Annotated in this window: 17 protein-coding genes; 1 reads left to right on the top strand and 16 read right to left on the bottom strand. The window is 43.5% G+C overall.

Annotated elements, in window-relative coordinates:
* Positions 1-40: 40 nt before the first annotated feature.
* From K1I97_RS09530 to K1I97_RS09485, 10 genes are all read right to left on the bottom strand, one after another.
* A complete protein-coding gene (locus tag K1I97_RS09530) occupies positions 41-337 on the bottom strand; it encodes a bacteriocin immunity protein (RefSeq protein WP_223331812.1) in 297 nt (98 codons plus the stop codon).
* A 68-nt stretch (positions 338-405) separates the two neighbouring features.
* Positions 406-1,095: a CPBP family intramembrane glutamic endopeptidase gene (locus K1I97_RS09525; RefSeq protein WP_223331811.1), complete on the bottom strand. Its 690-nt coding sequence runs from the start codon at positions 1,093-1,095 to the stop codon at positions 406-408.
* A 160-nt stretch (positions 1,096-1,255) separates the two neighbouring features.
* Positions 1,256-2,740, bottom strand: coding sequence for an ABC transporter substrate-binding protein (locus K1I97_RS09520; protein WP_223331810.1), 1,485 nt, complete (start codon positions 2,738-2,740; stop codon positions 1,256-1,258).
* A gap of 106 nt (positions 2,741-2,846) precedes the next feature.
* Positions 2,847-3,770: a carbohydrate ABC transporter permease gene (locus tag K1I97_RS09515; protein ID WP_000818345.1), complete on the bottom strand. Its 924-nt coding sequence runs from the start codon at positions 3,768-3,770 to the stop codon at positions 2,847-2,849.
* A gap of 13 nt (positions 3,771-3,783) precedes the next feature.
* Positions 3,784-4,713, bottom strand: coding sequence for an ABC transporter permease (locus K1I97_RS09510; RefSeq protein WP_000714584.1), 930 nt, complete (start codon positions 4,711-4,713; stop codon positions 3,784-3,786).
* Positions 4,714-4,922: 209 nt separating this feature from the next.
* The gene (locus K1I97_RS09505) at positions 4,923-6,038 is read right to left on the bottom strand and encodes a DUF4767 domain-containing protein (RefSeq protein ID WP_223331809.1); all 1,116 of its coding nucleotides are present in this window, start codon (positions 6,036-6,038) and stop codon (positions 4,923-4,925) included.
* 112 nt (positions 6,039-6,150) lie between these two features.
* Positions 6,151-8,031 carry a beta-N-acetylhexosaminidase gene (locus K1I97_RS09500; protein ID WP_223331808.1) on the bottom strand — a complete coding sequence of 627 codons (1,881 nt, stop codon included), beginning with the start codon at positions 8,029-8,031 and terminating at the stop codon, positions 6,151-6,153.
* Entirely contained in the window at positions 8,025-8,894 is an 870-nt protein-coding gene (locus K1I97_RS09495) for an ROK family protein (protein WP_038805896.1), read from the bottom strand. Before K1I97_RS09495 ends, K1I97_RS09500 begins: the two co-directional genes overlap by 7 nt.
* A 98-nt stretch (positions 8,895-8,992) precedes the next feature.
* The gene (locus tag K1I97_RS09490; protein ID WP_223331807.1) at positions 8,993-11,638 is read right to left on the bottom strand and encodes an alpha-mannosidase; all 2,646 of its coding nucleotides are present in this window, start codon (positions 11,636-11,638) and stop codon (positions 8,993-8,995) included.
* Positions 11,639-11,734: 96 nt separating this feature from the next.
* The gene (locus K1I97_RS09485; RefSeq protein WP_223331806.1) at positions 11,735-13,015 is read right to left on the bottom strand and encodes a glycoside hydrolase family 125 protein; all 1,281 of its coding nucleotides are present in this window, start codon (positions 13,013-13,015) and stop codon (positions 11,735-11,737) included.
* A gap of 170 nt (positions 13,016-13,185) precedes the next feature.
* On the opposite strand from K1I97_RS09485, the gene K1I97_RS09480 reads away from it, so the two are divergent.
* On the top strand, positions 13,186-15,273 hold the full coding sequence (locus K1I97_RS09480) for a GH92 family glycosyl hydrolase (protein ID WP_223331805.1): 2,088 nt from the start codon (positions 13,186-13,188) through the stop codon (positions 15,271-15,273).
* A 36-nt stretch (positions 15,274-15,309) separates the two neighbouring features.
* Here K1I97_RS09480 and K1I97_RS09475 read toward each other — a convergent pair whose 3' ends face one another.
* The 6 genes from K1I97_RS09475 to nt5e all read right to left on the bottom strand — a co-directional run bounded on the left by K1I97_RS09475 (position 15,310) and on the right by nt5e (position 23,172).
* Positions 15,310-16,989, bottom strand: coding sequence for an alpha-L-fucosidase (locus tag K1I97_RS09475; RefSeq protein WP_223331846.1), 1,680 nt, complete (start codon positions 16,987-16,989; stop codon positions 15,310-15,312).
* Positions 16,990-17,531: 542 nt separating this feature from the next.
* Positions 17,532-19,037 carry a zinc ABC transporter substrate-binding protein AdcA gene (locus tag K1I97_RS09470; RefSeq protein WP_223331804.1) on the bottom strand — a complete coding sequence of 502 codons (1,506 nt, stop codon included), beginning with the start codon at positions 19,035-19,037 and terminating at the stop codon, positions 17,532-17,534.
* Between the two features lie 9 nt (positions 19,038-19,046).
* Positions 19,047-19,853, bottom strand: a complete 807-nt coding sequence (locus tag K1I97_RS09465) for a metal ABC transporter permease (protein WP_223331803.1) — start codon at positions 19,851-19,853, stop codon at positions 19,047-19,049.
* Positions 19,846-20,550, bottom strand: a complete 705-nt coding sequence (locus K1I97_RS09460; RefSeq protein WP_223331802.1) for a metal ABC transporter ATP-binding protein — start codon at positions 20,548-20,550, stop codon at positions 19,846-19,848. The genes K1I97_RS09465 and K1I97_RS09460 overlap by 8 nt, the downstream gene beginning before the upstream one ends.
* Positions 20,550-20,990 (bottom strand): zinc-dependent transcriptional regulator AdcR, encoded by a 441-nt coding sequence (adcR, locus tag K1I97_RS09455; RefSeq protein ID WP_223331801.1) that lies wholly within the window; start codon positions 20,988-20,990, stop codon positions 20,550-20,552. The genes K1I97_RS09460 and adcR overlap by 1 nt, the downstream gene beginning before the upstream one ends.
* 148 nt (positions 20,991-21,138) lie before the next feature.
* Positions 21,139-23,172, bottom strand: coding sequence for a cell surface ecto-5'-nucleotidase Nt5e (nt5e, locus tag K1I97_RS09450; RefSeq protein ID WP_223331800.1), 2,034 nt, complete (start codon positions 23,170-23,172; stop codon positions 21,139-21,141).
* Positions 23,173-23,221: the final 49 nt, after the last annotated feature.

The raw sequence follows: 23,221 nt of genomic DNA, 5'->3' as shown, positions 1-23,221 counted from the left end.
TGACCGGAAATTGTAGAAAGAGTCCTACCCCTGCACTTCATCAGTAACCATAGCGAATCGCAGATAATTCTCTCAATTTTTTTATCTGCTCAGCTTGACTTTCTGACAAAATCATCTTATTGTCAATCAATACACGCGCAAGGTCAATATTCATTTGGCTTAGAATAAATGGAGTAGAAGTCCCATCGTCCTTTAATCGTTTTTGATAAATCACTAACTGATTTTTCAAGGGAGTAAGTTGAGACGCAGCCTTTATATCTTCCAATAGATGATCTATAATAGCCATCGCTTCACAACGCCTTTCTCTACCTCCAGCAAACCATTTTAATGGTGTCATACTCATTTCACTCCTGAAATTCGCTTATAAATTTAAAAACTATAATTCCTAACTCTCATGCTAATATTTTACCCAAACACCCTATGTAAAAAAGTCAGCAAAAATGGCAATGTTGCGAAAATATTATTAATCACATGCACCGCATAGGAAGGATAGATGCTCTTGGTATAGCGGGTCAAACCAGCAAAGATGATTCCAAGTGTTGCAAAGACGAAGATATCTAACAGACTAGGCAGGCTTGAAAAATGAGGGAGAGCAAATAAAATAGAAGGAAGAAGCAAATCAAGACCAAATCGCGAATGCTTAAAGAAAGCGTTTTGCAGTAATCCTCTATAGAGCAACTCTTCCATCAGTGGAACCAGAAAGAACAGGGCTATATAAATACCTAGCTCTGCAAAGTTAGTCCCACTATAACCAATCAATACAGCCCAACCTTCCGCAGTTGACTGGACATGTTTAGCTGTCTGAACATTAAAAGAGATCTGGAGCACTACCACTAATACTGTCAAAATCGAATACCAAAGCCATTTTTTTCTTGGAATGCGAAAGAGATAACCATGGCCTGTCTTAACCAGAATCCAAATCATGACTCCGCTAAATAGCAAACTCAAGATATTTTGAATCCAGAAGAAATTGCCAATCTGGGAAGAAAATTGCCAATAGTTTTGGACAATAAGCGTCAGCTGAGAAAGGCCAAATACGAAAAATAGGTAAGAGAAGACAGCACTCATTTTGAAAAGAAGACGATATTTTTTCATAATAAATTCCCTATAGATATATGTGTATCACATCGCATAAACCCTCAGAACCACTCTTTTCATGTTTACATCCTAAAAATCACTACCTCCCCTAGAGAACTAAGGAAGGCAGTGATCACATTTTTAGGAATTAGGAATGAATACACGAAATCAATCGATTTTATGATTTTTTGTTTTTCAAGAATTCGTCGTATTGTTTTTGCATTTCGTTCAATACTTTTTCGTAGGCACCTTCAGATTTCAATTTTTCCATTAATTCTGGGATTGCTTTTTCTGGGTCTAAAGTACCAGTGTTGATAGCTGTATCGAATTGTTGCATTGTGTTAGAAATTGCTGAAATTTCAGATTTCACACTATCAGTGTTAAAGATAAATCCAAGTGCTGGAGATTCTTTAGCTTCAGCCAATTGTTTCTTAGAATCTGCAATTTGTTGGTCTGTAACGTTTTCGTTGATGTAAAGAATCCAGTTGTTACCAGTGTTCCAACCTGACATGTGAGTGTTTCCTTTATATCCATCAAGGACGCGGACACGGTTTTCTTTACCTTCAACTTTTTCCCAGTTCTTGCCTTCTGGACCGTAAACAAGACCGTTCAAGAGTTCTGGGTTCGTGTTCAAGAGATTCAACACTTCCATTGATTTTTCTTTGTTCTTAGAGTTGTTTGAGATGACAAAGTTAGCAACTTGTGTTGTTTGGTTTTTCTTGATAAAGTTAGTGATTGGTTTGATTTGGATATCTTTATTAGCAACACGTGAGAGCAAGCTGTTACCATAGTCAGCTGGTCCTACTGTTTCTTCACGAACGAACCAAGTATCTTGTTGAAGGTCAAATGAAGTGTCGCTTGTTGCTACGTCTTTTGGAATGTATCCTGCTTCATAGAATTTGTGAAGAGTCTTCAAGTGTTCTTTGAAACGAGGTACTTCGTAACGGTTTACGATCTTAGTAGTGTCTCCTTCAAGGTCGATAACAAATGGAAGTCCATTTGGTACTGGGTAGTCAAAGTTATCAGATGGGATAAAGTTCTTCGTAACCGCAAATGGTACTACGTCTGGAGCTTTTTCTTTGATTTGTTTCAAGACTGGTTCAAGTGTTTCGTATGAAGTGACACCTGAAATATCGATACCGTATTTAGCAAGAAGTGTTCCGTTAAAGGCAAAATTTTGAGATGATGCAACGTTGGCTGCAACTGGAACAGCGTAAATCTTACCGTTTACAGTGTTCCCTTTGATGTAAGCTGGGTCAAGTGCTTTGTAAAGCTCTGCTCCTTCTTTCTTGTACAAATCAGTCAAGTCAGCGTAAGCACCTTTTTGAGCATTTACAACATAGTTATCTGCAAAAGCGATATCGTAGTTTTCACCTGATGATGTGATAACTGACATTTTCTTACCGTAGTCACCCCATCCAAGGTATTGGATATCCAATTTAGCACCAACTTTTTCTTCGATGATTTTGTTGGCATTTTCTAGCAATTCATCCAAGTTATCTGGTTTGTCACCGATTTGGTACATTTTAAGAACAGGTTTGTCACCTGAAGCTGAGTCAGCAGCTTTTTTGTTGTTACCTGAAAGGTTTCCACAAGCGGCAAGGCTTGCAGCCAAAGCGACTACGCTAGCAGATGCAAAAGCATATTTTTTCCAGTTTTTCATGATAAAAACTCCTTTTTTATTTTTAAACTTATAAACGATTTAATGATTTTAACTTCAGCCACTAAGATGAAGTTGGGAAGGGAGAAACGGTGTTTCTCAGCAAGTGCTATTCTTTCACACCACCGATAGTCAAACCTTTAACAAAGTAGCGTTGGAAGAATGGATACAGAATCGCGATTGGAAGGGTTGCAACAACAACCATGGCCATACGACCTGTTTCTTTTGGAAGAGCGACTCCCAGTTGACCAGATAAGCCGACTGCTTTTGCAATGTAGTCCATATTTTGCTGGATTTGCATGAGCAAATATTGCAATGGATACAAGTTATCACTCTTGATGTAAAGAAGGGCGTTGAACCAGTCGTTCCAGAAACCAAGAGCTGTCAAAAGCGTGATGGTTGCGATACCTGGAAGTGACAATGGCAAACAGATCTGGAAGAAGATCCGAGCTTCACTGGCACCATCGATACGAGCGGATTCAAGAATGGCTTCTGGAATGGTCTTCTTGAAGAAGGAACGCATCAAGATGATGTTGAATGGTGAGAGAAGCATTGGAACAATCAAGGCCCAAACCGTATCACCAAGTTGAAGCAAACGAGTCACCACGATATAGCCTGGCACCAAACCAGCGTTGAACAACATACTAAGAAGGGCAAAGATAGTAAAGAATCTGCGATACTTAAAGGTTGTTCGTGAGATGGCGTAGGCATAAGTTGTCGTGATGAAGACGTTGGTCACTGTCCCGACTACTGTTACAAAGACTGAGATAAAGAGTGCTTGGAGAATCTTATCTTTAAACTGAGCCAAGAACTCAAAACCATCTAATCCAAACTGTGATGGGAAAAAGCTATATCCATACTGGAGGATGCTCTTTTCGTCTGTCACCGAAATGATGATAACGAAGATAAAGGGCAAGATACAAGAAAGAGCAATCAAACCAGAGATGATACTAAAGAAGATATCTGCCTTCTTACTAAAGGAGTGAATGCCGACATTATCGATTTTTTCTTTTTTAATTTTCTTTTCTGCCATATTCTCCTCCTTTCTAGAATAAAGCTGAGTTTGGATCGACTCGTCTTGCAAGCAAGTTTGATAGGATAACCAGTATCAAACCGACTACGGATTGGTAGAGACCGGCTGCTGAAGCCATACCGATATCTGCTGTCTGAGTCAAACCATTAAAGACATATACGTCCAAAACGTTGGTTACATTGTAAAGCTGACCAGCATTGTGTGGGATTTGATAGAAGAGACCAAAGTCTGCACGGAAGATATTTCCGACTGCAAGGATGGTCAAGACTGTTACAAGCGGAGTCAACTGAGGAATGGTTACGTTGCGAATGCGTTGCCACTTGCTAGCCCCGTCCACTGTTGCTGCTTCGTAATAAGTTGGGTCAATTCCCATGATCGTCGCATAGTACATGACACTGCTATATCCAAAGCCTTTCCAAATTCCTAGGAAAAGGAGAAGATATGGCCAAATGCCTAAGTCAGCGTAGAAGTTGACTTCCTTCATGCCAATGGATGTTAGGAAATGGTTGAAGACCCCTTTGTCAATGTTTAGGAAGGCATCTGTAAAGAAACTGATGATAACCCATGACAGGAAGTAAGGGAACAGCATAGACGTTTGAAAAATCTTAACCATTCTCTTAGAGCGAAGCTCACTGAGGATAATGGCAATCCCTACTGATACAATCAAACCGATAAAGATGAAGCCGAGATTGTAAAGAACAGTATTTCGAGTGATGATAAAGGCATCTTTTGAACTAAACAAGAATCTGAAATTATCTAACCCGACCCATTTACTATTCACAATACTATCTATGAAACCATTACTGGTCATATGGTAGTCTTTAAAGGCAACCACATTCCCAAATACTGGAATGTAAAAGAATAGAATCAGCCAGAGAGCCCCTGGTAAAACCATCAAGAGAAAGATCCAGTTATCTCTCAAGGTCTTTGAAAACTTTTTCATAATTTCCTCCCTTTTTATTCCTAAAAACTGATTCTATCGAATTTTTAGGTTTGATAACGATTACATTATTAGTATACTCCTATTTGAAGGTCAGTTTAAACTACTAATTATAGAAAAAACTCCACAAATTATTTTATGTGGAGAAGTTTTTTATAAGAAATAGGTTTCACGAGAAACACTTTGCATACGATAAATGTATTTCCGCTTTGCTAATCGAAAACTTGTTCTAATATTGGGTGATGAAACTCGACAAAATGAACACGGGCATTTATGATAGCCCCTGATTCGTTTTCCTCAATCTCCGATCTTCCTTCTGTGTGTAAAAGAGCAGGATTACCATCCTTGTAGCCAAAGAGAATCACCTCTGTCTCTGCTTCATTCACATAGCAAGCTAGGATTTCAAACCGCCCAAAACCTGAACCTGCAATATACCCATACCATTTAAAAGTATAATTCACCCCATCTACTTGTTCAAATTGCATTATCTGGTCTGGCACTGCTAGTCCATAGTAGTGACCATATGTTGCTAAGTTAGTTGACTTAAATCTTTCACCTTTACTATCCGAATAGGATTCCATGGCTGTTTTTATCTTGTCTATTAAAGAACTATTATCTGTATCTGGCTCGCTCTCTGTAGTTACACTTGTTTTTAATAGAAATTCCTTAAAACGTTGCGCTAAATCTGTGTTTTCAGTCTCTTCAAAATTTGCAGTAGGGATAGTTTCCAGTGTCTTATCAGTATGCAAGATTTGTACTTGCCCATCTTTCAGTGTAAACAAGTAGAAATGTTTGTTCTGCTTGTCATAGTAGGCATCCAAAATCAAGTAGTCATAAGCATTGTCACTCGATACTCCAAAAACATTCCATTTGACACTTTTCTGAGAGACAGTTGTTGCTTCTAATTTTTTGATGAGATCATTCTTTTCATCAAAGTTTCTATGCTCTAGTCTATGATAGGACTGCCCCATAGAAGAAGCCCAACTTGCAAACTCTTCTTCCCACTTTTCGGTGTTGTATTGGATTAGCTTCTGAAAATCTGAGTAGTTCTTCATAATCAAGGCTTGATCAGTCGGACTAGATAACTGTAGTTCTTCCATGGCTGCAACTGTGGCAGCCATCGGTGATTGAACAGTTGCAGCCTTGACTTCTTTTTCGTGCGAAAGAGCCTTTTGATAGGAATCTGCTAAATAGTGAAAATAGTTGGTTGTTTCCTTGGTTTGTTGCTCCCTTGGTATTGACGGACTAGTTACGCCGTCCTCTGTCGCTCTGTGGCAGGCAGATAAGACTAGCATACTAGCACCTAGGACCAGTAGTAACTTTTTCATGGTCATACCTCCAAACTATCCTTATACTTTCATTATACTCCTTCCCTATCTCCAAATCAAAAAACATCTCCATATGTTTAAAAGGAGATGTTTATCTGTTTGTGACAAATGCCTAAGTCGTATAAATCGTCGAAGCTGTCGCAATGGTATGCCACTGATTAGCTGTAGTTGCTGCTAAGTCCTGGTCTGCGTAGAAGTCAGTAAATGGTAGGATTTCAACTTCTAGCTCGTCGATGCGGTCAATCTGCCCTGCCAGATAAGCCTCGATACGACTTTCTGCTCGTTTGATACGTTGCAAGAGTCCACCCATACGGATATCGACTGTATCCAAGCCAAAGATCTTATTTTCTTTCAACCATTGGTGGCTAAAGAGAGCATGGAAGTTCTCAATCTCGTTTCTGAGTTCTGGTAATTCTTGTCTAGCGATTGCTTTTAGACTTTCTTTGTCGTTTACTTGGTAGGCCTGACGAATGCGTCGTCCCACATCCACTTTGCTACTTAAAATCTGGTTCAACTGAGCCTGTGTTTCAAAGAGGTAAGAGTAGGCACCAGCTTTTTCTTTGATTTCAGCAAGCGTCTCAGCTGCCTGAGCGAAGTGCGGTTTGTCCTGTTCAGGTGTCATGTGTCTGTCAAGAATCGGACAGAGAATATCCTGATAAAAGACATAGCGGTTAGGATTGATACCACTGAGATTACCTGGCAGGTCTGGCAAGAGGTTGGCAAGGTCAATCTGCATAAATTCCTCAACTGATAGACCTGTATTGGTCTTGAAGTGAGCAGACAAACGGTCTAGGTCATTGCGGTAGCTGAGTTCTGCCCAGATTTGCAAACTTGGTAGGATAGAAAATTGAGCTGTTTCACCACCATTGTCCCCCCAACCTGTCACGATAACTTCTTTGATATCATTGGCACGACAGGCTTTGTTGGCCTCCATAGCGATGAGATGGCTGAAATGGTTGTTGGGTGTAAAACCAATCCACTTCCAAGCTCCACCTGCAAAGGCAAGGTCATGGCTAATCTTGTGGTGATTGCGGAAATTACGGTTGTATTTTTCCTCGCTATCCTGATAATAGTCCCAGTAAACCAAGGTTACACGGTCTTTGAGACGATCTAGGTAGACACGAGTTTCCTCAGGAATTTCCACATCACGGTCGTACTGACCATCCGCTGACATGAGTTTAAAGAACATATCACTCCACATCTGGCAGTGGAAACCATACTTGTCAGCAATATCCAGCACGCGCTCCAAGTGTTGGCACATAAGGAGACTACGGTCCACAACACCGTTCAAGATGAGGTAGCGTCCCAAGCCAACCAAGTGGGCCTCGTCCATACCGATATTGACCTTACGGGTTTGCAATTTAGACAGAGTGGCAAACATACCATCAATCAAATCATAAACCTTTTCTTCGCCGATAAGGAGAATATCCTCCACATCACGGAGTTCTTGCACTTCCTTAACACCCCATTTGACGAAGGCCGACAAGTGGGCCAAGGTCTGGATGCAAGGCACAAAGGTCATATCAAACTGCTGGGCATAGGCTTCGATTTCCCGTAACTCTTCAGCCGAATAAGCGCCACGGAAGTAACCAAAGTATGGCTGCCCCTCAATCTGGTAGGTGTCTTCCATGTAGAGCTCGAAGGTTGAGTAGCCCATGAGAGCCAAGACCTCAATCATCTGCTTGGCAGAAGCCACATTCAGCACTGCATTTCGGGAACAGTCTGCCATGTAAGCCAAATCTTCATAAGCAGCTTGTTCTTCAAGGTCTACTTTATCACCTTCTGCTAGAGCTGTTGTCAATAAGGACAAGGCGCGGTAGAGTTGGTGAGGTTTGTCATAGGTTAGTTGATAGTGTCCACTTTCACCCTTGATAGAAATAGAGGATTGATCAGACTGAGCGACTGCCACTTCCACATCTGGTAAAGAGATATGCTTTGTCAGCAAGTCGATTGCCTGAGTTTGTTTGGGACTAAGTCCTGTAAAAATTACCATTGGTTTTCCTCCTGTAGCCAGTTGACAAGGGCACCGTAGAGATTGGCATCTGCGTGATAGGTGCAGGCCTGGATAACAGGTGCGACCGTGTATTCTTCGTAGGTCTCGACAAAGTTATCGACAGCCTTCTTGACACCTCGGATAAAGTCTGGGTTCTGACTGATGGAGCCTCCCAGACTAATGACATCTGGGTCGATGAGATACTGAATATTGAGCAAACCTTGCGCCAGATTACGATTCATGCGCAAAATAGCTTCTTGACAAAGAGCATTGCCAGCTGCGGCCTCTTGGTAAATCTTGCGTCCGTCCCAGTCAGTCTGACCAGACTTCTTAATTACGTAGCGCACCATATTTCCAGTTGACGCTAGTTGCGACCAGTTGTTGAGCTTTTCCGCAGGCTCGATAGTTGTCATGTAGCCAAACTCTCCTCCCAAGCCGTGTCGACCTCGGTGAAGCTTGCCATTGATAATCATGGCACCGCCGATTCCTGTCCCAATCACGACACAGGCTGCATTTTCAATCTCTGGATGAGCCAGCAGTTCACTAAGTCCAACACAGTTGGCATCATTTTCTAGATGGACAGGGAGTTGATGATGAGCAAGGGCCTCATACCAAGAAAAGCCGTGAATATAAGGTACGGCACTGATTCCCTCAATCACACCTGTTTCTTGATTGACCGCGCCTGGAACGCTCATGGCGATCCCACTATAATCTTGCTCTGACAAGCGTTGGTCTAGCCACGCCAGTAAAGACTCCAAGTTTTCTGGCGTCGGAGTACTTGTCTTATCTAGTATTTTTCCATCAGGAGTCAGACTGGCAAACTTAATCCCAGTCCCTCCGATATCAATGGTTGCAATGGTCATTGTTCTTCCCATAAAAAGGGGCGAAGCAGTAGTTAGTCCTTACTCTTTCGCCCCTCCTTTCTATCTCATAGTATTAGTTATCAAACACTTTAAAACTGTTAAATGTCTTCTTTTTTGATCAATTCTGTGCGAATTTCTTGTGGTGCTAAGAGTCCTGAATGAACTGGATATGGTCGCTCAAGCAAGTCAAGAATGGTTTGTTGCTGTTCTGATATACGCACATTTTCTTGACTCATATTGTAGTAACGAAGTACATACCCTTCTTCATTTTCAGCTACCTTAAAGGCTGTTGGGCAGACTTGTGGCAAGCTAAGCGCCGCATGGCTCAAGAGGTTGCCAGTCGCTGCAACACTTCCTTCTTGTTTAGCAAGCTGAAGACTAGTAAATGGTGTTTGGAAGGCTTTGGCACGACGGAAGGCTGAGAAGCGTTCTTGGGCTTGGTGGCACTCAAGTGTATACTCGACTTCAAACTCGCGCAAGCACTGAGCCTCTGGTGTTGGGAAGTAACCCCAGTCACCTAACTCACCTGAGGCACGCAAAATGGTCACTGCAATAGTGTCGTCTCCAAGGATTTCATACTCGTGCAATCCTTTATTTGCCACCGTCACCCCTTTTTCATCATCATACAGACTGACAAAGGCTTGTTGGTGTTGTGGATTTTCAGGATTTTCCCATGAAGCCGCTGGTTTATTTGATCGTGTCACCACCTCATAAATGCTTTCCGAATCATTGCTTGGACGCATATTATGAGTCTTGACCAAGAGACGGATACGGTGGTCCTTGGCAGTGTTGGTAAAGCGAGTCTTAAAGCGGATTTGTGGATTGTCAACAAAGACGGTCATCTCTGTTTCAAGAAGAATGCTTGTCAGTTCATCTGAGCGTCCAGCTTCACGCGTCATAAACTCGATGATACCTCTTTGTTCCGCATCCAGTTTTTCGTCTGCACTTACTGGAATTGTCAATTCATGCTTGAGCAAGATCTTGGCAAAACGAGCTGTATTTTCCAAGGCCTCATAGCCTTTCAGCTCGGCGTAGATAGGTTCTGTTCCTTTTGGTTGGAAGTAGATGTACTCATTTCCGATGTCACCACGGTCTTCAAAGCGAATAACATCTTCATAAGCTTCATGAGTTGTCTTGTCGTAGACCGTGATGTTTTCATCCATACTTACCGTTACAAATGGCGTATCAATCACTCCATTTTGGTAAATACCGTCACGGTGTTCTTGTTCACCTTCGAGCAATTGGAAGGTTGTCCAAGAAAGTGGTGCCAGATGAACAGGCACTGTCACGCGCACTTGTCGAGCGATACGAGCCTGGCGGAACTTGTCTTTTGGTAAATCATACTCAAAATTAGCTCCCAGATCTTCGATTTTCGCTTCTACAGCATGCCCTTCCAAGTCTTCGACACGGTAGCTTGGCAAGGTCAAGGCTGCCATTTTCTTGTAGCCTTCTGTTGGGTGCAATTCTTTGAAATCACAAGTCGCCACATCAATCACTGTGCTGACAGTGTCAACCTTGTCATGCAAGCCTGTGTTGATGACCGTAAAGAGATGGTCGCTTTGGGCTTCGTGGGTTGCAATTTTACCCTTCCACTCGTTGAGAAGATTGGTCTTAACAAAGTTTCCGACTTGGTTGACCTTGGCAAAACGTGTTTCCATCTCACGGTGAACTTCGTCCACGCTACAGCCACAGATACTGTCATGGGGCGCATTTTGTAGAAGGACTTTCCAAGCATAGGTCAACTGGTCCTTATGGTTGTGCCCACCAGTGATGACAGTCAATGGCTCCACCACTTGTTCTAGGAGGTTGCTATTTTCTTGGAAGGCTTGTTTAAGGTAAATCCGTGATGAAGAAGTGTTGGCAAGTGTGTACCAGCCATCTGTTTCCTGACTGGTCAACTCACCCGTAACGGTAGATAGTTGCTCTGGTAGAGCACTTTCTACTGCATGGACATAGTCATCAAATGAACTATGCACAAAGGTCACATCTGGGAAGAGTTCATTTGCCACACGAATGGCTTCGCTCAGATTGCGCTGTACAGGCTGGTGATCACAGCCGTTCATCATCAACCATTGGTTGGTCGAAGCATAGTCACGCACGTCTGACAATTTTTGTTTCCAAAAGGCCAGGGCTTCATCCTTATCAACTGGAATTTCATTTCCATTACTGTACCAGTTGGCAAAGAGGATACCGAGGACACGACTTCCATCAGCGCCTTGCCAGTACATTTCTGAAAACTGGGAAGTGAACTGCTCATCTTCGAGGACTTGGTTGTCAAATCCAATCGGCTTGACACCACGACCAAAGGCTGCCACGTGAATGCCTGATTTTTGAAGGATTTGAGGAGCTTGTCCCATATTTCCAAAGGTATCTGGGAAGTAACCAATCTGGGTTGATTTGCCCCATTTTGCACATTCTGCTTGACCAATCAAGGTGTTGCGGACGTTTGCTTCACTTGAAATCAAGTAGTCATCCTGCAAGATGTAAAAAGGACCAATTTTGAGTTTACCTTGGTCGATGTAACCTTGGACTTTGTCGCGATTTTCAGGACGAATTTCCAAGTAGTCATCCAGGACAATGGTTTGGCCGTCCAAGTGGAAACTCTTGAACTCAGGGTCATTTTCAAAGAGATCAAAAAGATTGTCAAATAACTCCACCAACTGCATCCGGTGGCTTTCAAAAGGCAAGTACCACTCACGGTCCCAGTGACTATGTGAGATAATATGTACAACAACATTTTCCATGAAGTAAAACCTCATTCTAACTTAAATTTTTATTTTTAACGTTTTAAATGTGAATTTGTGATTCTGACAAGAATCGGTTGAGCGAAAGCGTGCTCCTTAACGGATATCCAAGTAATCCAAGACCAACTCACAGAACATCATATTGGCCCATGAGAACCATTCGCGAGAGTAGAGCGTTGGATCATCTACGTGGAAGCTTTCGTGCATGACACCTGTGCCTCCATCGCAGGCAACGAGCTGATCGAGCAAGAATTTCTTCTCCGCCTTATCTCTTGTTGTCAAGCCTTGGATAGAAAGGGCAATCGGCCAGATATATCGATAGAAGGTATGGGAGCTTCCGAGACCACTAGCATATTCACCTTGGTAGAAATATGGATTTTCAGGGCTTAGAATGGTACGACGTGTGGCTTGGTAAACCTCATCGTCAATCGCACAGTAACCAAGATATGGAGCAGCCAGTAGACTTGGTACGTTTGGATCATCCATGATGCTAGCATTTCCTAGACCATCCACTTCAAAGGCGTAAATCTTTTCGCCCTTGCTATTAGTGGTGTAAGCATAGTTTTCGATTCCTTCTTGGATCTCTGCTTGGAGACGTTTAGCGTCTGCCATGATGTTTTGGCTATCAGCTAGGTCTAGTTCTGCAAAGATTTCTTGCACATAGCCCAATACGACTACGGCAAACATATTGGACGGAATCAAATAGCTATACTGACAGCAGTCATCACTTGGTCGGAAGGCTGACCAGGTCATTCCTGTCACGGCAAAGTCAGGACCAAAGCCATCATTTACTAAGGTGTCTTCCTTGCGGTCTGTATCACGGACAAAACGATAAGGTGAATTCTTGTGGTCTTGTTCCACTGCCCAAAGATGAAGGATTTCCTTAGTTGCTGTGACAAAAGTATCATCAAACTGACTGGTCTCGCCAGTCTCTTTCCAAAGGAGATAAGCCAACTGCAAAGGATAGCAAAGCGAGTCCACCTCATACTTGCGTTCCCAAATCCAGCCATTAAGCTCTGTGTGGTCAGTCTCATGGTGGCCCTTCCAGTTTTCCTCTATGTTAAAGGAGTTGGCATAAGGATCCTTGAGAATCAAGGTCATCTGACGCTTAACCAAACCTGCAATGGTCTGGCGCAAGAGAGGATCTCTTTTAGCCACATGAAGGTAAGGTCTGAGTTGGGCTGTCGAGTCCCGAAGCCACATGGCAGGAATATCCCCAGTCAAGACAAAGGTTGAGCCATCTTCTAGAATCTCGACCGTATTATCCAAGGTGTCTGTATAGCAACGCTCAAAGACATCCACCCACTCCGGATGGTCCTTGGCACGCTCTGCTACTTCATCAAGCCACTCTCTGACAATCTCTTTCGAATAAATCATCGTGCAATTTCCTCTTTCAAACAAGTTTCATGTTCAGTATATAGTTTTTGAGACAGAAAATACATACACAAATGATAGTCATTTTTCTACAAAATTGCTTACTTTCGAACCCCATATCTAAAGGCCCCATTTTTCTGATATAATGTAGAAAAACAGCTAAAGGAAAGACTATGAAACCACTACTTGAAACCATTGATACCCGCTTTGGGACTGCTAGCAAGCATGCCTTTTCTCGGGGAAATACCCTGCCCTACACAGGCGTCCCTTTCGGGATGAATTATTTTGTTCCCCAGACCAGCGATCAGGAGGGTGCTTGGTTTTTCGATCCGCATCTGCCCATCTTTCAGGGAATTCGATTAACCCACCAGCCCAGTCCTTGGATTGGGGACTATTCTTGGCTACTTTTGACACCTGTCATAGGCCAGCTAGGTGGAGACAGTCTCTTTCATCGCCAATCTTCCTATGATAGGGATAAGGCCTCTTTCCAACCTCATTATCTGAAGATTTTCTCCCTGCGCTATCAGATTGAAACCCAGCTTACTCCGAATTGCTACGGCGCTTCTATTCGTTTCAAGCAAAAGCAAGGCAAAGCCCTCTCCCTCTATCTTCACGCAGCAGATGAACTGACAGTCAAGCAAGTAGATAAGCGAACTCTTTCCCTACGACAAGAAGGAAAAACAGAGACCAATAAAAATCCTCTGATACTGTTTACTGCCCTGCAAATGAATATAGATATTCTTGCTGTCAATCAAGAAGGCGGAGACTGGCGAATTGACTTAGCAAACAGCTATGCTGAGATCCAACTAGCAACTTCTTTCATATCGCCTTCTCAAGCTCTGCTTAATCTACCTCAAAAGGGCTTTGACAGCTGTAAAACAAGTGCCCAAGCGGAATGGGAAAATCTTCTCCATCGTTTTGATATTATGGATACAGGAGAGGCTGACCGAACCTTCTTTGACCACTGCCTTTACAGACTCTTCCTCTTCCCGCAGACTTTTTACGAAGTAGATGAATCAGGGCAAGCCATTCACGTGGATTTCTCTACTGGTACTGTCAAACCTGGCGTCCTCTTTAGCAACAATGGTTTCTGGGATACCTTCCGCACCACCTTCCCCCTCTTTGCCCTTGTCATACCGGAACATTATCGTCTCTTTTTAGAAGGCTTTCTCAATAGCTACCGCGATACTGGTTACCTTCCAAAGTGGCTGGCTCCAGACGAGCGTGGTATGATGCCTGGTACCCTTTTAGATGGCATTATCGCAGATAGCGCCTGCAAGGACATGGCTCCCGACTTGGAAGAAGAACTCCTTCAAGCCATGCTTGAAACAGCCAGCAAGTCCGACCCTCTCGGCATCAATGGTCGCCACGGACTAGCCCAATACCAAGAGCTTGGCTACCTCTCTACCGACCACCACGAAAGCGTTAGCCATACCCTAGACTACGCCTATAGTGACTTTTGTATCGCCAGCTGTGCCGAAAAACTTGATCAGAATGACATCGCCGAGACTTATCGGACAGCATCACAAAATTACAAGTATCTATTTGACGTTGAGACAGGTTACATGCGAGCCCGAGACAGCCAAGGAAACTTCCGTCCTGACTTCTCCCCTTATAGTTGGGGACGCGACTACGCCGAATGCTCTGCCATTCAAGCGACTTTAGGCGTCCTCCACGACATACCAGGCTTAATCCAGCTTATGGGTGGAAATGAAGCCTTTAGCCGCTACCTTTTGAAAGCCTGTCAGGAGGCTCCTCTCTTTGAAACGACTGGCTATGGTTACGAGATTCATGAAATGAGCGAGATGGCTACAGCTCCTTTTGGGCAAATTGCCATTTCCAATCAACCGAGCTTCCACATTCCTTATCTCTTCCGTTACAGTAACTATCCTGAATACACGGCTCTTCTCATTAAGACGATACGTCAAAAAGCCTTTCACCCAAGCTGGGAAGCCTATCCTGGCGATGAGGATAATGGCAGTCTCTCTGCTTGGTACATCTGGTCGGCTCTTGGATTCTATCCAACCTGTCCAGGAAAACCAAGCTACGACCTCGGAATTCCCCTCTTTGATCATCTCCGTGTCTACCTTGCCAAAGAAAATAAGTGGTTGGATATCCATGCTGAACAAAACCACAGCCATTTTAACTTTGTCAAGGAATGTCGATTGGACCAGACCCCTGTATCTAGCATCCAACACCAAGACCTCTTGAAAGCTGAGCAACTGACCTTCACCCTCAGCTGGCTACCAAATCACTCATAACCAAAAGAACCTTTGCACCGCGCAAAGGTTCTTCTTTCATGAAACTTGGACCTGAAGCTGGTCAACCAGCTGCCCATCTACCGTCAGATTCAGATAAAAATCTAAGCTTTTATCTCCTGAAAAATACAAGGTTGGTAGTGTTAGCTTTTTTTCAGTCTCGCCAACTTGAAACGCAAGGACTTGAATCTCGTCCCGATAAGCGACACCATGCACACCTGTCCCTGGTTGAATCGAAATCTTAGCTTCTAAAGGACCACTACATTCTCTCCGCTTAACTGTAAAATGGGCATTTTCTCCCTTGGTCACAGCTAGACTTTTTTCTGAAAACTCTAGTTGCTGAACAGCTTCTCTTTTTGAGAGTTTAGGAGTTTTATAGAGTGAAATCTTGGTCAACAAAGGCAAAGCCTGTGATTCTGTAATGACTACACGTATCTTCTGTACCTCAACAGCTGCTCCTCGTAAGAGACGTTTGTAACCAACAGTATGACCCGAACCAGACTCCTGCCAGACACCATCCAACTCTACCTGAACATGGAAAGCAGCGATGCGTTGCCCTAGCTTCAAATCTTCCCTCAACTCAATCACATCAAAAGTTTTAGGAATTCCTAAATCAATCTCTAACTGAATTGGCAGTTCTGCATCACTAGCCCAAGAACTGGTCTCCAGTCCATCTGTCAGATGATGACAGGCAAAGTCTGCTGATAGAGCCGGACCAGATACCTTGGCTCCCAGAGCCAAATCTTCGCTATAGAGTGCGTCACGGTAGGCTCTAAATTCATAAAGTCGCCGGATATCTCTTTCATCAAAGAGACCATCTTGGTTTGGCGGAATATTGAGCAGGAGAGGCGTTCCCCGCCCCACTGAGTGAAAGTAGATTTCGACCAACTCCTCGAGAGACTTGGGATCCTGATCCTCATGGTAAAACCAGCCTGGCCGAAGAGAAACATCTGCCTCGCCGATTGAAAACAGTGTCCCAGAGGGATCTCCGTGCTGTAGATAATCTAATTCCGCCTCTGTCCCCAACTGGTCGGGCTTGACTTTTTGCCACAAGGGATCCCCTGCATAGCCCCGTTCATTGCCAATCCAACGAATACTAGTTCCCTCTGTTGAGAATATCAAGCAATCCCCTTGTAGGTCATGAATAGTTTCAAACCAAGTCTCAAACTCATAGTTGACCTGCTGGGCCCCTTCCCCTCTGGCACCATCCATCCAAACCTCGGCGAACTTGCCGGCATTGCCATAGTCAGGATTTGATAAGATTTCCTTCAACTGAGCCAGATAGTAAGCATTGTAGTCCGCTTCTCGATCCACATGATAGAGGGGACTATGGGCATCCCAAGGAGATAAATAAACTCCCATATCCATGTCAAACTCAGTTGCAGCTTGGGAAACTTCAAGGAGCAAGTCCCCCTTTCCTTCCCTCCAAGGGCTAGCCTTGACCGAATAGTCTGTATAGGCTGTCGGATAGAGGACAAAACCATCGTGGTGCTTGACCACCAAAATTAGCTTTTTAAAACCTGTTTCTTTGAGTACTCGAACCCACTCACGCGCATCCAACTGAGTCGGATTAAAGCGTTCAGGCTCCTCCTGACCTGTCCCCCATTCTTGGTCATAAAAGGCATTGGGGCCAAAATGGATAAAGGCAGCTAGTTCATCCTCTAAATAAGACAGCTGCGCCTGACTTGGTAATGGCCCATGTGGTTTTATGTTCGTCATCATCTCATATCTCTTTCTCTTGTTCACAAAGTTATCCACAAGTTGTGGATAGGAAAACATGCCTAAAAACTAGCTTTTACAGAAGCCAACTCTTGGACTTGGAAGGTTTCACCCTAGACATGCCTTTTTTAAATAGCTCTGCGCTAGGGTTTCTACTACCTTTCTAAAAAGTCACTAGTATAGGAGACTATTAGCAGGATACTTCAACACTCAGAGTTGTATATCATTCTTCCTCCGACTTATCCACAGCTTGTGAATAAACTATTGTTCTAGACTGCCCTCTCCTTGACTATAACAAAAAGTAATAGCAGCGTCAATATGACTAAGATTCCTTCCTAAATCCCCTGAAAAGATTCTATAATTTGTACAATCGTAACTTTTGCATTCGCCAGTTAGTTAGAATCACCCAAAGTCTACTAAGTAATGAATGACAGCTTTATCACATTGCGAACAGCACAGCTGTAGTACTATACCGCCCGCAACCTACTCAGATAATCGTTTCTACCAAAAAATCCCGCAGATTTGCGGGATTTTTTCTTACATCAATGCGCCAACATTTCTTGGGCGATTTCTTGACCAGATAGCTTATCTGGATAGTAGGTTGGCCAGTTATCCATCTCCTCAAAGAGGGCTTCTTGACTGGTGCCCCCAAAGAAGATATGGAAATGTTCTGCCTTGACTGGGGCGATATTGTGGTCGCTAAACTGAACATACTTGAATTGTCCAGCATCTGCATCTGTCGCTTCAAAGAGGAAGCGCACCCCACGATTGCCTTTCTTATAAGTCAAGATTTTCTTGCCTACATACTTATACGTAAATTTCTTACTTTGTCCACCTTGAACAAACTCCATGGTATTGTCCGTGATATTAATCTTAGTCACATCTGTCTGATAACCTTTTTGATAGTAGGCCTTGTACTCGTCTTTGGTCATCTTGCCAGTCAATTTAGCCTTGTAATCAAAAACTTGATCGAAGGTCCCATCCTCAAGGAAAGGATAAACTGATTGCCAGTTACCTGCATAGTCACTCAAGGTGCGGTCTTTGACATCTGCGTCCTCAAAGTAACCATTATGAACTGTCTTAGTGTTTTCTTCCTTCTCTGGCTCAATTTCCGGTCCTTCTTGATCTGTTGTCTGCTTGAGAGCCTTGAGGTTTTTCTCCATGATAGAGATATAGTCCTCACCAGCCTTGGTTGCTTCTTCTGTCAGACTTTCTAGCGGATTAAGCACATCTAGTTTGACACCTGTTTCTTTTGAGAGGGTATTGGCAAGGGCTTGAGAGGCATTCTCTTCAAAGTAGATATAGGAAATCTTGTTTTTCTTGATATACTCTGTCAACTCTGCTAAACGAGCTGCTGATGGTTCTGCGTCTGGTGAAAGACCTGAGATTGATACTTGCTTGAGACCGTAGTCCAAAGCCAAGTATCGGAAGGCTGCGTGCTGGGTCACGAAACTTTTTTGTTTGGCTTGAGACAAGCCATCTGTATAGGACTTGTCCAAGGCTTGTAACTTTTCAATATAGGCAGCGGCATTCTTCTCAAAGGTATCCTTTTTATCAGGATAATCTGCTGATAAGCTGTCACGAATATGCTCTACCAGTTTGATAGCACGTGCTGGTGAGAGCCATACATGGGGATCGTAGTCATGATGGTGACCTTCATCACCGTGATCATGACCTTCCTCTTCTTCCTCAGCTCCTGGTAAGAGCAGCATATTGCCTGTCGCCTTAATAGTCTTGACTTTTTTCTTATCCAAAGACTCTAGCAATTTGGGAACCCAGGTCTCCATGTTTTCATTTTCATAGACAAAGGTATCTGCATCTTGGATTTTGGCAACTGCCTTGGCGGATGGTTCATAGTCGTGAGGTTCTGTCCCAGCACCGATTAGGAGTTCTACATTTGCGGTATCTCCCGCGACTTGCTTGGTAAATTCGTAGACAGGGTAAAAGGTTGTCACGATATTTAATTTCCCATCTGCTTGTTTTTGATTGGAACAAGCCACTAAGAATACTGTCACAAGACTTGCCAAAAGGAAGGTCAGTTTTTTCATTTTCGTCTCCTATTTGATATAACGCTTGAGTAGACTGACTAATAAAAAGACAACTACAAAGATAATGGTGATACTTGCACTAGCAGGAGTCTCCGCATAATAGGAGATGTAAAGCCCCGCTACCATTCCCAAAAAGCCAATCGCACTAGCCAGTAACATAACAGATTTAAAGTTTTTCCCCAGACGAAGGGCAATACTAGCTGGCAAGACCATAATGGTTGACACCAACAAAGCTCCTGCAGCTGGAATCATAAGGGCAATGGCCACCCCTGTCACCATGTTAAAGAGGATAGACATGGTTCGCACTGGAAGCCCATCTACAAAAGCCGTGTCCTCATCAAAGGTCAGGATGTACATGGGACGTAAGAACAAGAAAGTCAAGAATAAAACGACTGCAGCAATGATAAAGAGGGCAATGACCTGCTCCTCACTGATAGTAACAATCGAACCAAAGAGGTATTGATCCAGACTCATGGAACTCGAACTTTTCCCCTTACTCATCACGATAAGGGAGACTGCAAGCCCTGTTGACATGAGGATGGCAGTCCCGATTTCCATAAAGTTCTTATAGACTGTCCGGAGATATTCTAGAAAGACCGCAGCGATTAAGACAATAGCAATGGTTGAAATGGTTGGAGAAATTCCCAAAACCAGACCAAAGGCTACCCCTGACAAGGAAACGTGACTGAGGGTATCGCTCATGAGACTCTGACGACGTAAGATAAGGAAGGTCCCAAGAACTGGTGAAAAGAGACTCATGGCAATGACCGCCAAGAAGGCACGCTGCATGAAATCATAAGATAACAAACTAAGCATGATCCACCTCCTGGTCGCTTTCGTGAACGTTAAAACAACGCCATGGCGAATCTTGGTTACGAACTAGATGAATATTGCGATCCGCATAGTCCTTGACCTCCTCAGGATCATGGGTAATCATCAAAACGGCCTTGCCATGATGGTGGGCACTATGGTGCATGAGTTCGTAAAATTCAGTTTTGCTTCCAGCATCCATCCCTGTCGTCGGCTCATCTAGGACAAAGATATCTGGGTCAGAAGCAAACATCCGTGCAATAACCGCCCGTTGCTTTTGCCCACCAGAGAGGGAACCAATTCGTTTGTCACGATGTTCCCACATACCAACCGAGTCTAGACTGGCCTTGATATGTTCCTCATCATGAGCATTCAAGCGACGGAACCAGCCCTTTCGAGGATAGCGACCCGACTTGACAAATTCATAAACCGTACTCGGAAAACCAGCATTAAAACTGGCAATCTGCTGGGGAAGATAAGCGATCCTAAGCTTTTTCCCATGAGTATTTGTCTTTGAGATGGTTACCTTGCCAAATCTTGGCTGCAAGATGCCTAGGCTCGCCTTGATAAGCGTTGTCTTGGCAGCTCCATTTTCACCAGTCAGGGTGACAAACTCCCCACTATCAACACTATAGTTGATGTGCTCGAGGACAGGTTCCTTGTCATAATAGAAAGACAAGTCCTCTACTGTAATATACCGCATTATTTGATTTCTCCTACTAAAGCAGTTAAAAACCGCTGGATAACTTCTTGTTCATTTGGAGTAAACTGACTTGCTACTTGTTCATAGGCTGAGAGCGTGTGTTCATGATGATGGTGGTGTTCCTCTGCCACTGGTCGAGCTAGCTCTGTCAGTTGGTAAAAAATCACACGCGCATCTTTTGGATCTCTGGATGTCTCTAACATGCCCTCTTTGACCAAAGATTTGATAGCCTTGGTCACTGCCGCCTGACTGACATTAAGGCGACGGGCCAACTCCGAGTTGGTTAGGGATTCTTCTGACAAGAGCATGAGGATGTGTTCCTGAGTATTGGTCAAGGCTACGTCACTTGTGCAATGCCCGATCAGAATTTCATGCTGGTTCTCAGATCTCAAGATCACCTCGTTTAAAAAGTTATCGATTTCCTGTGCAAGCTGTCTCATGTGTTACTCCTTCCCTAGCTATCTTTTTCGTAAAAAACATAGATAGCCACCGATTCTTTACTGGTTAATTATATCATAAACCAAAAAAGAGTCAAGGGAAAAAGGCGTAAAAACGTTTCCCTAGACTCTTCTAGATGTAAAATTTAACCTATTTTTGCTTTGGTTTTCGACTCGATAAGATACCTGCCAAACCAGCTACCATTCCCATCAAGAGCAAGAAGATGGACTGTTCACTTCCTGTATTTGGGAGGGCCTTTTCTGAGACAACTGCCTTCTTGCTAAATTGACCTGCCACCTCATAAATAAGTGGTACATTTGTAGTCGCATCGTTAGCAGCCGCATTCGTTTGAGGTGTTTCTACCGGCAGACTAAAAGTTGTAGAATCCACAGAAATCGTCCGTGAGTTCGGATTGATCTTTTCATACTGGGTCAAATCAGCGGTTTTAAGATACTCTTCAAAGGCTGCATCCATAGAAGGACCTTCTTCTCGCGCACCACCCAACATAGTATAGCCATCACCACCCGCAGCTAAGAAATCATTGGTTGCAAGATAGTAAGTTTTTGCGAGGTCCAGTAGCTCATAACGACCTGTTGCACGGTTTTTAACCTGGATAGCCAAGACACGTTTGCCTGATGGTAGGTTGGTATCATAGTAGACCTTCACACCCGAAACTTGCAAGAAACCACCACTTGGCTCTAACAATGGTTGCCCGTTCTCATCCAAGACCTTCTTGCCATCCTTATCGACCTGCAAGATAGATCCGAGTGATTTTTCAAACATATCCAAAACTTGTTGCCCAGTCACTTGAATTTGTGAGATAGTATTCCCAAATGGAAGAACGGCAATGACATTTCCTTTAGTGATTGGTTTGCCTTTTGCAATGGTTTCACGCAAGCCACCACCATTTGTCACAGCGATGTCTGTCGGATAGCTAAATCCTGTTTGACCATACTGATAGAGCGAGTCTGCCACGACGTTTCCGAGGTTGGTTTCACGGACCCGAACATTTTCACGATCACCGTTTAGTTCTACAGGGCTGTTTGAGACAATCTCAACCGCATTTTCAGCATCGTATTTTTGTTTAATGTCTTTGACTAGTTTTTCAACTTTTGGATTGGCAGTCAATTTCTTGGCATCAGCAGCTGCAATCAACGTAGGATTCCCCAAAAGCTGACGTGATTTGTAGATAACCTTCCCAACATTATGAAGGTAACTTCCCGTCTGGTTATAGGTAACATTGTCGCCATAAGTTGTGGAAGCTACCGTATGAGAATGCCCATCAATAACTGTCACACGTTTGCCTTTAAGACGAGGATTTTTAGAGAGAGCTTCCGCCAAGGTTGAACCACGCCACTCGACTGGAGTTGTGGTATCTACACCCAAGTGAGCGAGCACAACATAGTGTTTGTAGTCCTTACCTTCTGCACGAGCCTTGGCTTGAACTTCTTCGATGACCTTATTGACTTCAGAGATTGGATCTGTAAAAGTTACCCCTTTAATGTTTTTAGGGTGGGTTTTTGTAGCAGTTTCAGGTGTCGTCACACCGATTACAACAAACTCATCACCTTCCACAGTCTTATCTTTATCAACGATTGTAGAAGCCTCAAAAAGACGAGCTCCATTGACATAAGTATTTGAGCTAAGTAATGGGAATTTCAAGATTTCCTTGTATTTTTTTACTTCATCAAGACCAAAGTCAAACTCATGGTTTCCTACTGCCATGGCATCATACTGCATCTGATTGAGAATTTCAGCACGCGCTTCACCCTTCGTAGAGTTGGAAATCGGTAAACCTTGGAAAGCGTCTCCCGCGTCAACAACTAGAGTATTTTGATTTGATTTCGCACGCTCCTGCTCAATGACAGTCGCTAACTTGGCATCTCCAATTACTCCCTTTTCCTCTACAATACGACCATGGACATCATTGGTGTGTAAGATAACGGTATCCTTTTCTTCGTTTTTAGTAGATTCAACAGGAGCTGACGGAGCTTCTGCAGGTGCAACTGCTTCTGAAGTTGCCGAAGTTTCCGGTACCGCAGGGCTCTCAACAGGAGCTGGAGTCGCTATAACAGCTGAACTTTCTGCAGGAGTTGTTGCTTCTTCAGCGTATACTTGTCCAGCTAAGAAGGCTGGAGCTAACAGGGCTGTCGACAAGACAGGTAACAAAGAACGTTTATTCATTTTGAAATCCTTTTCTTTTCTTTTTTCCTTTATATTATACGATATTTCT

Source organism: Streptococcus oralis (assembly GCF_019929345.1).
In the GTDB taxonomy this organism is placed as follows: domain Bacteria; phylum Bacillota; class Bacilli; order Lactobacillales; family Streptococcaceae; genus Streptococcus.
Note: the sequence above shows the minus strand (reverse complement) of the source record. Positions and strands in the feature narration are given on the sequence as shown.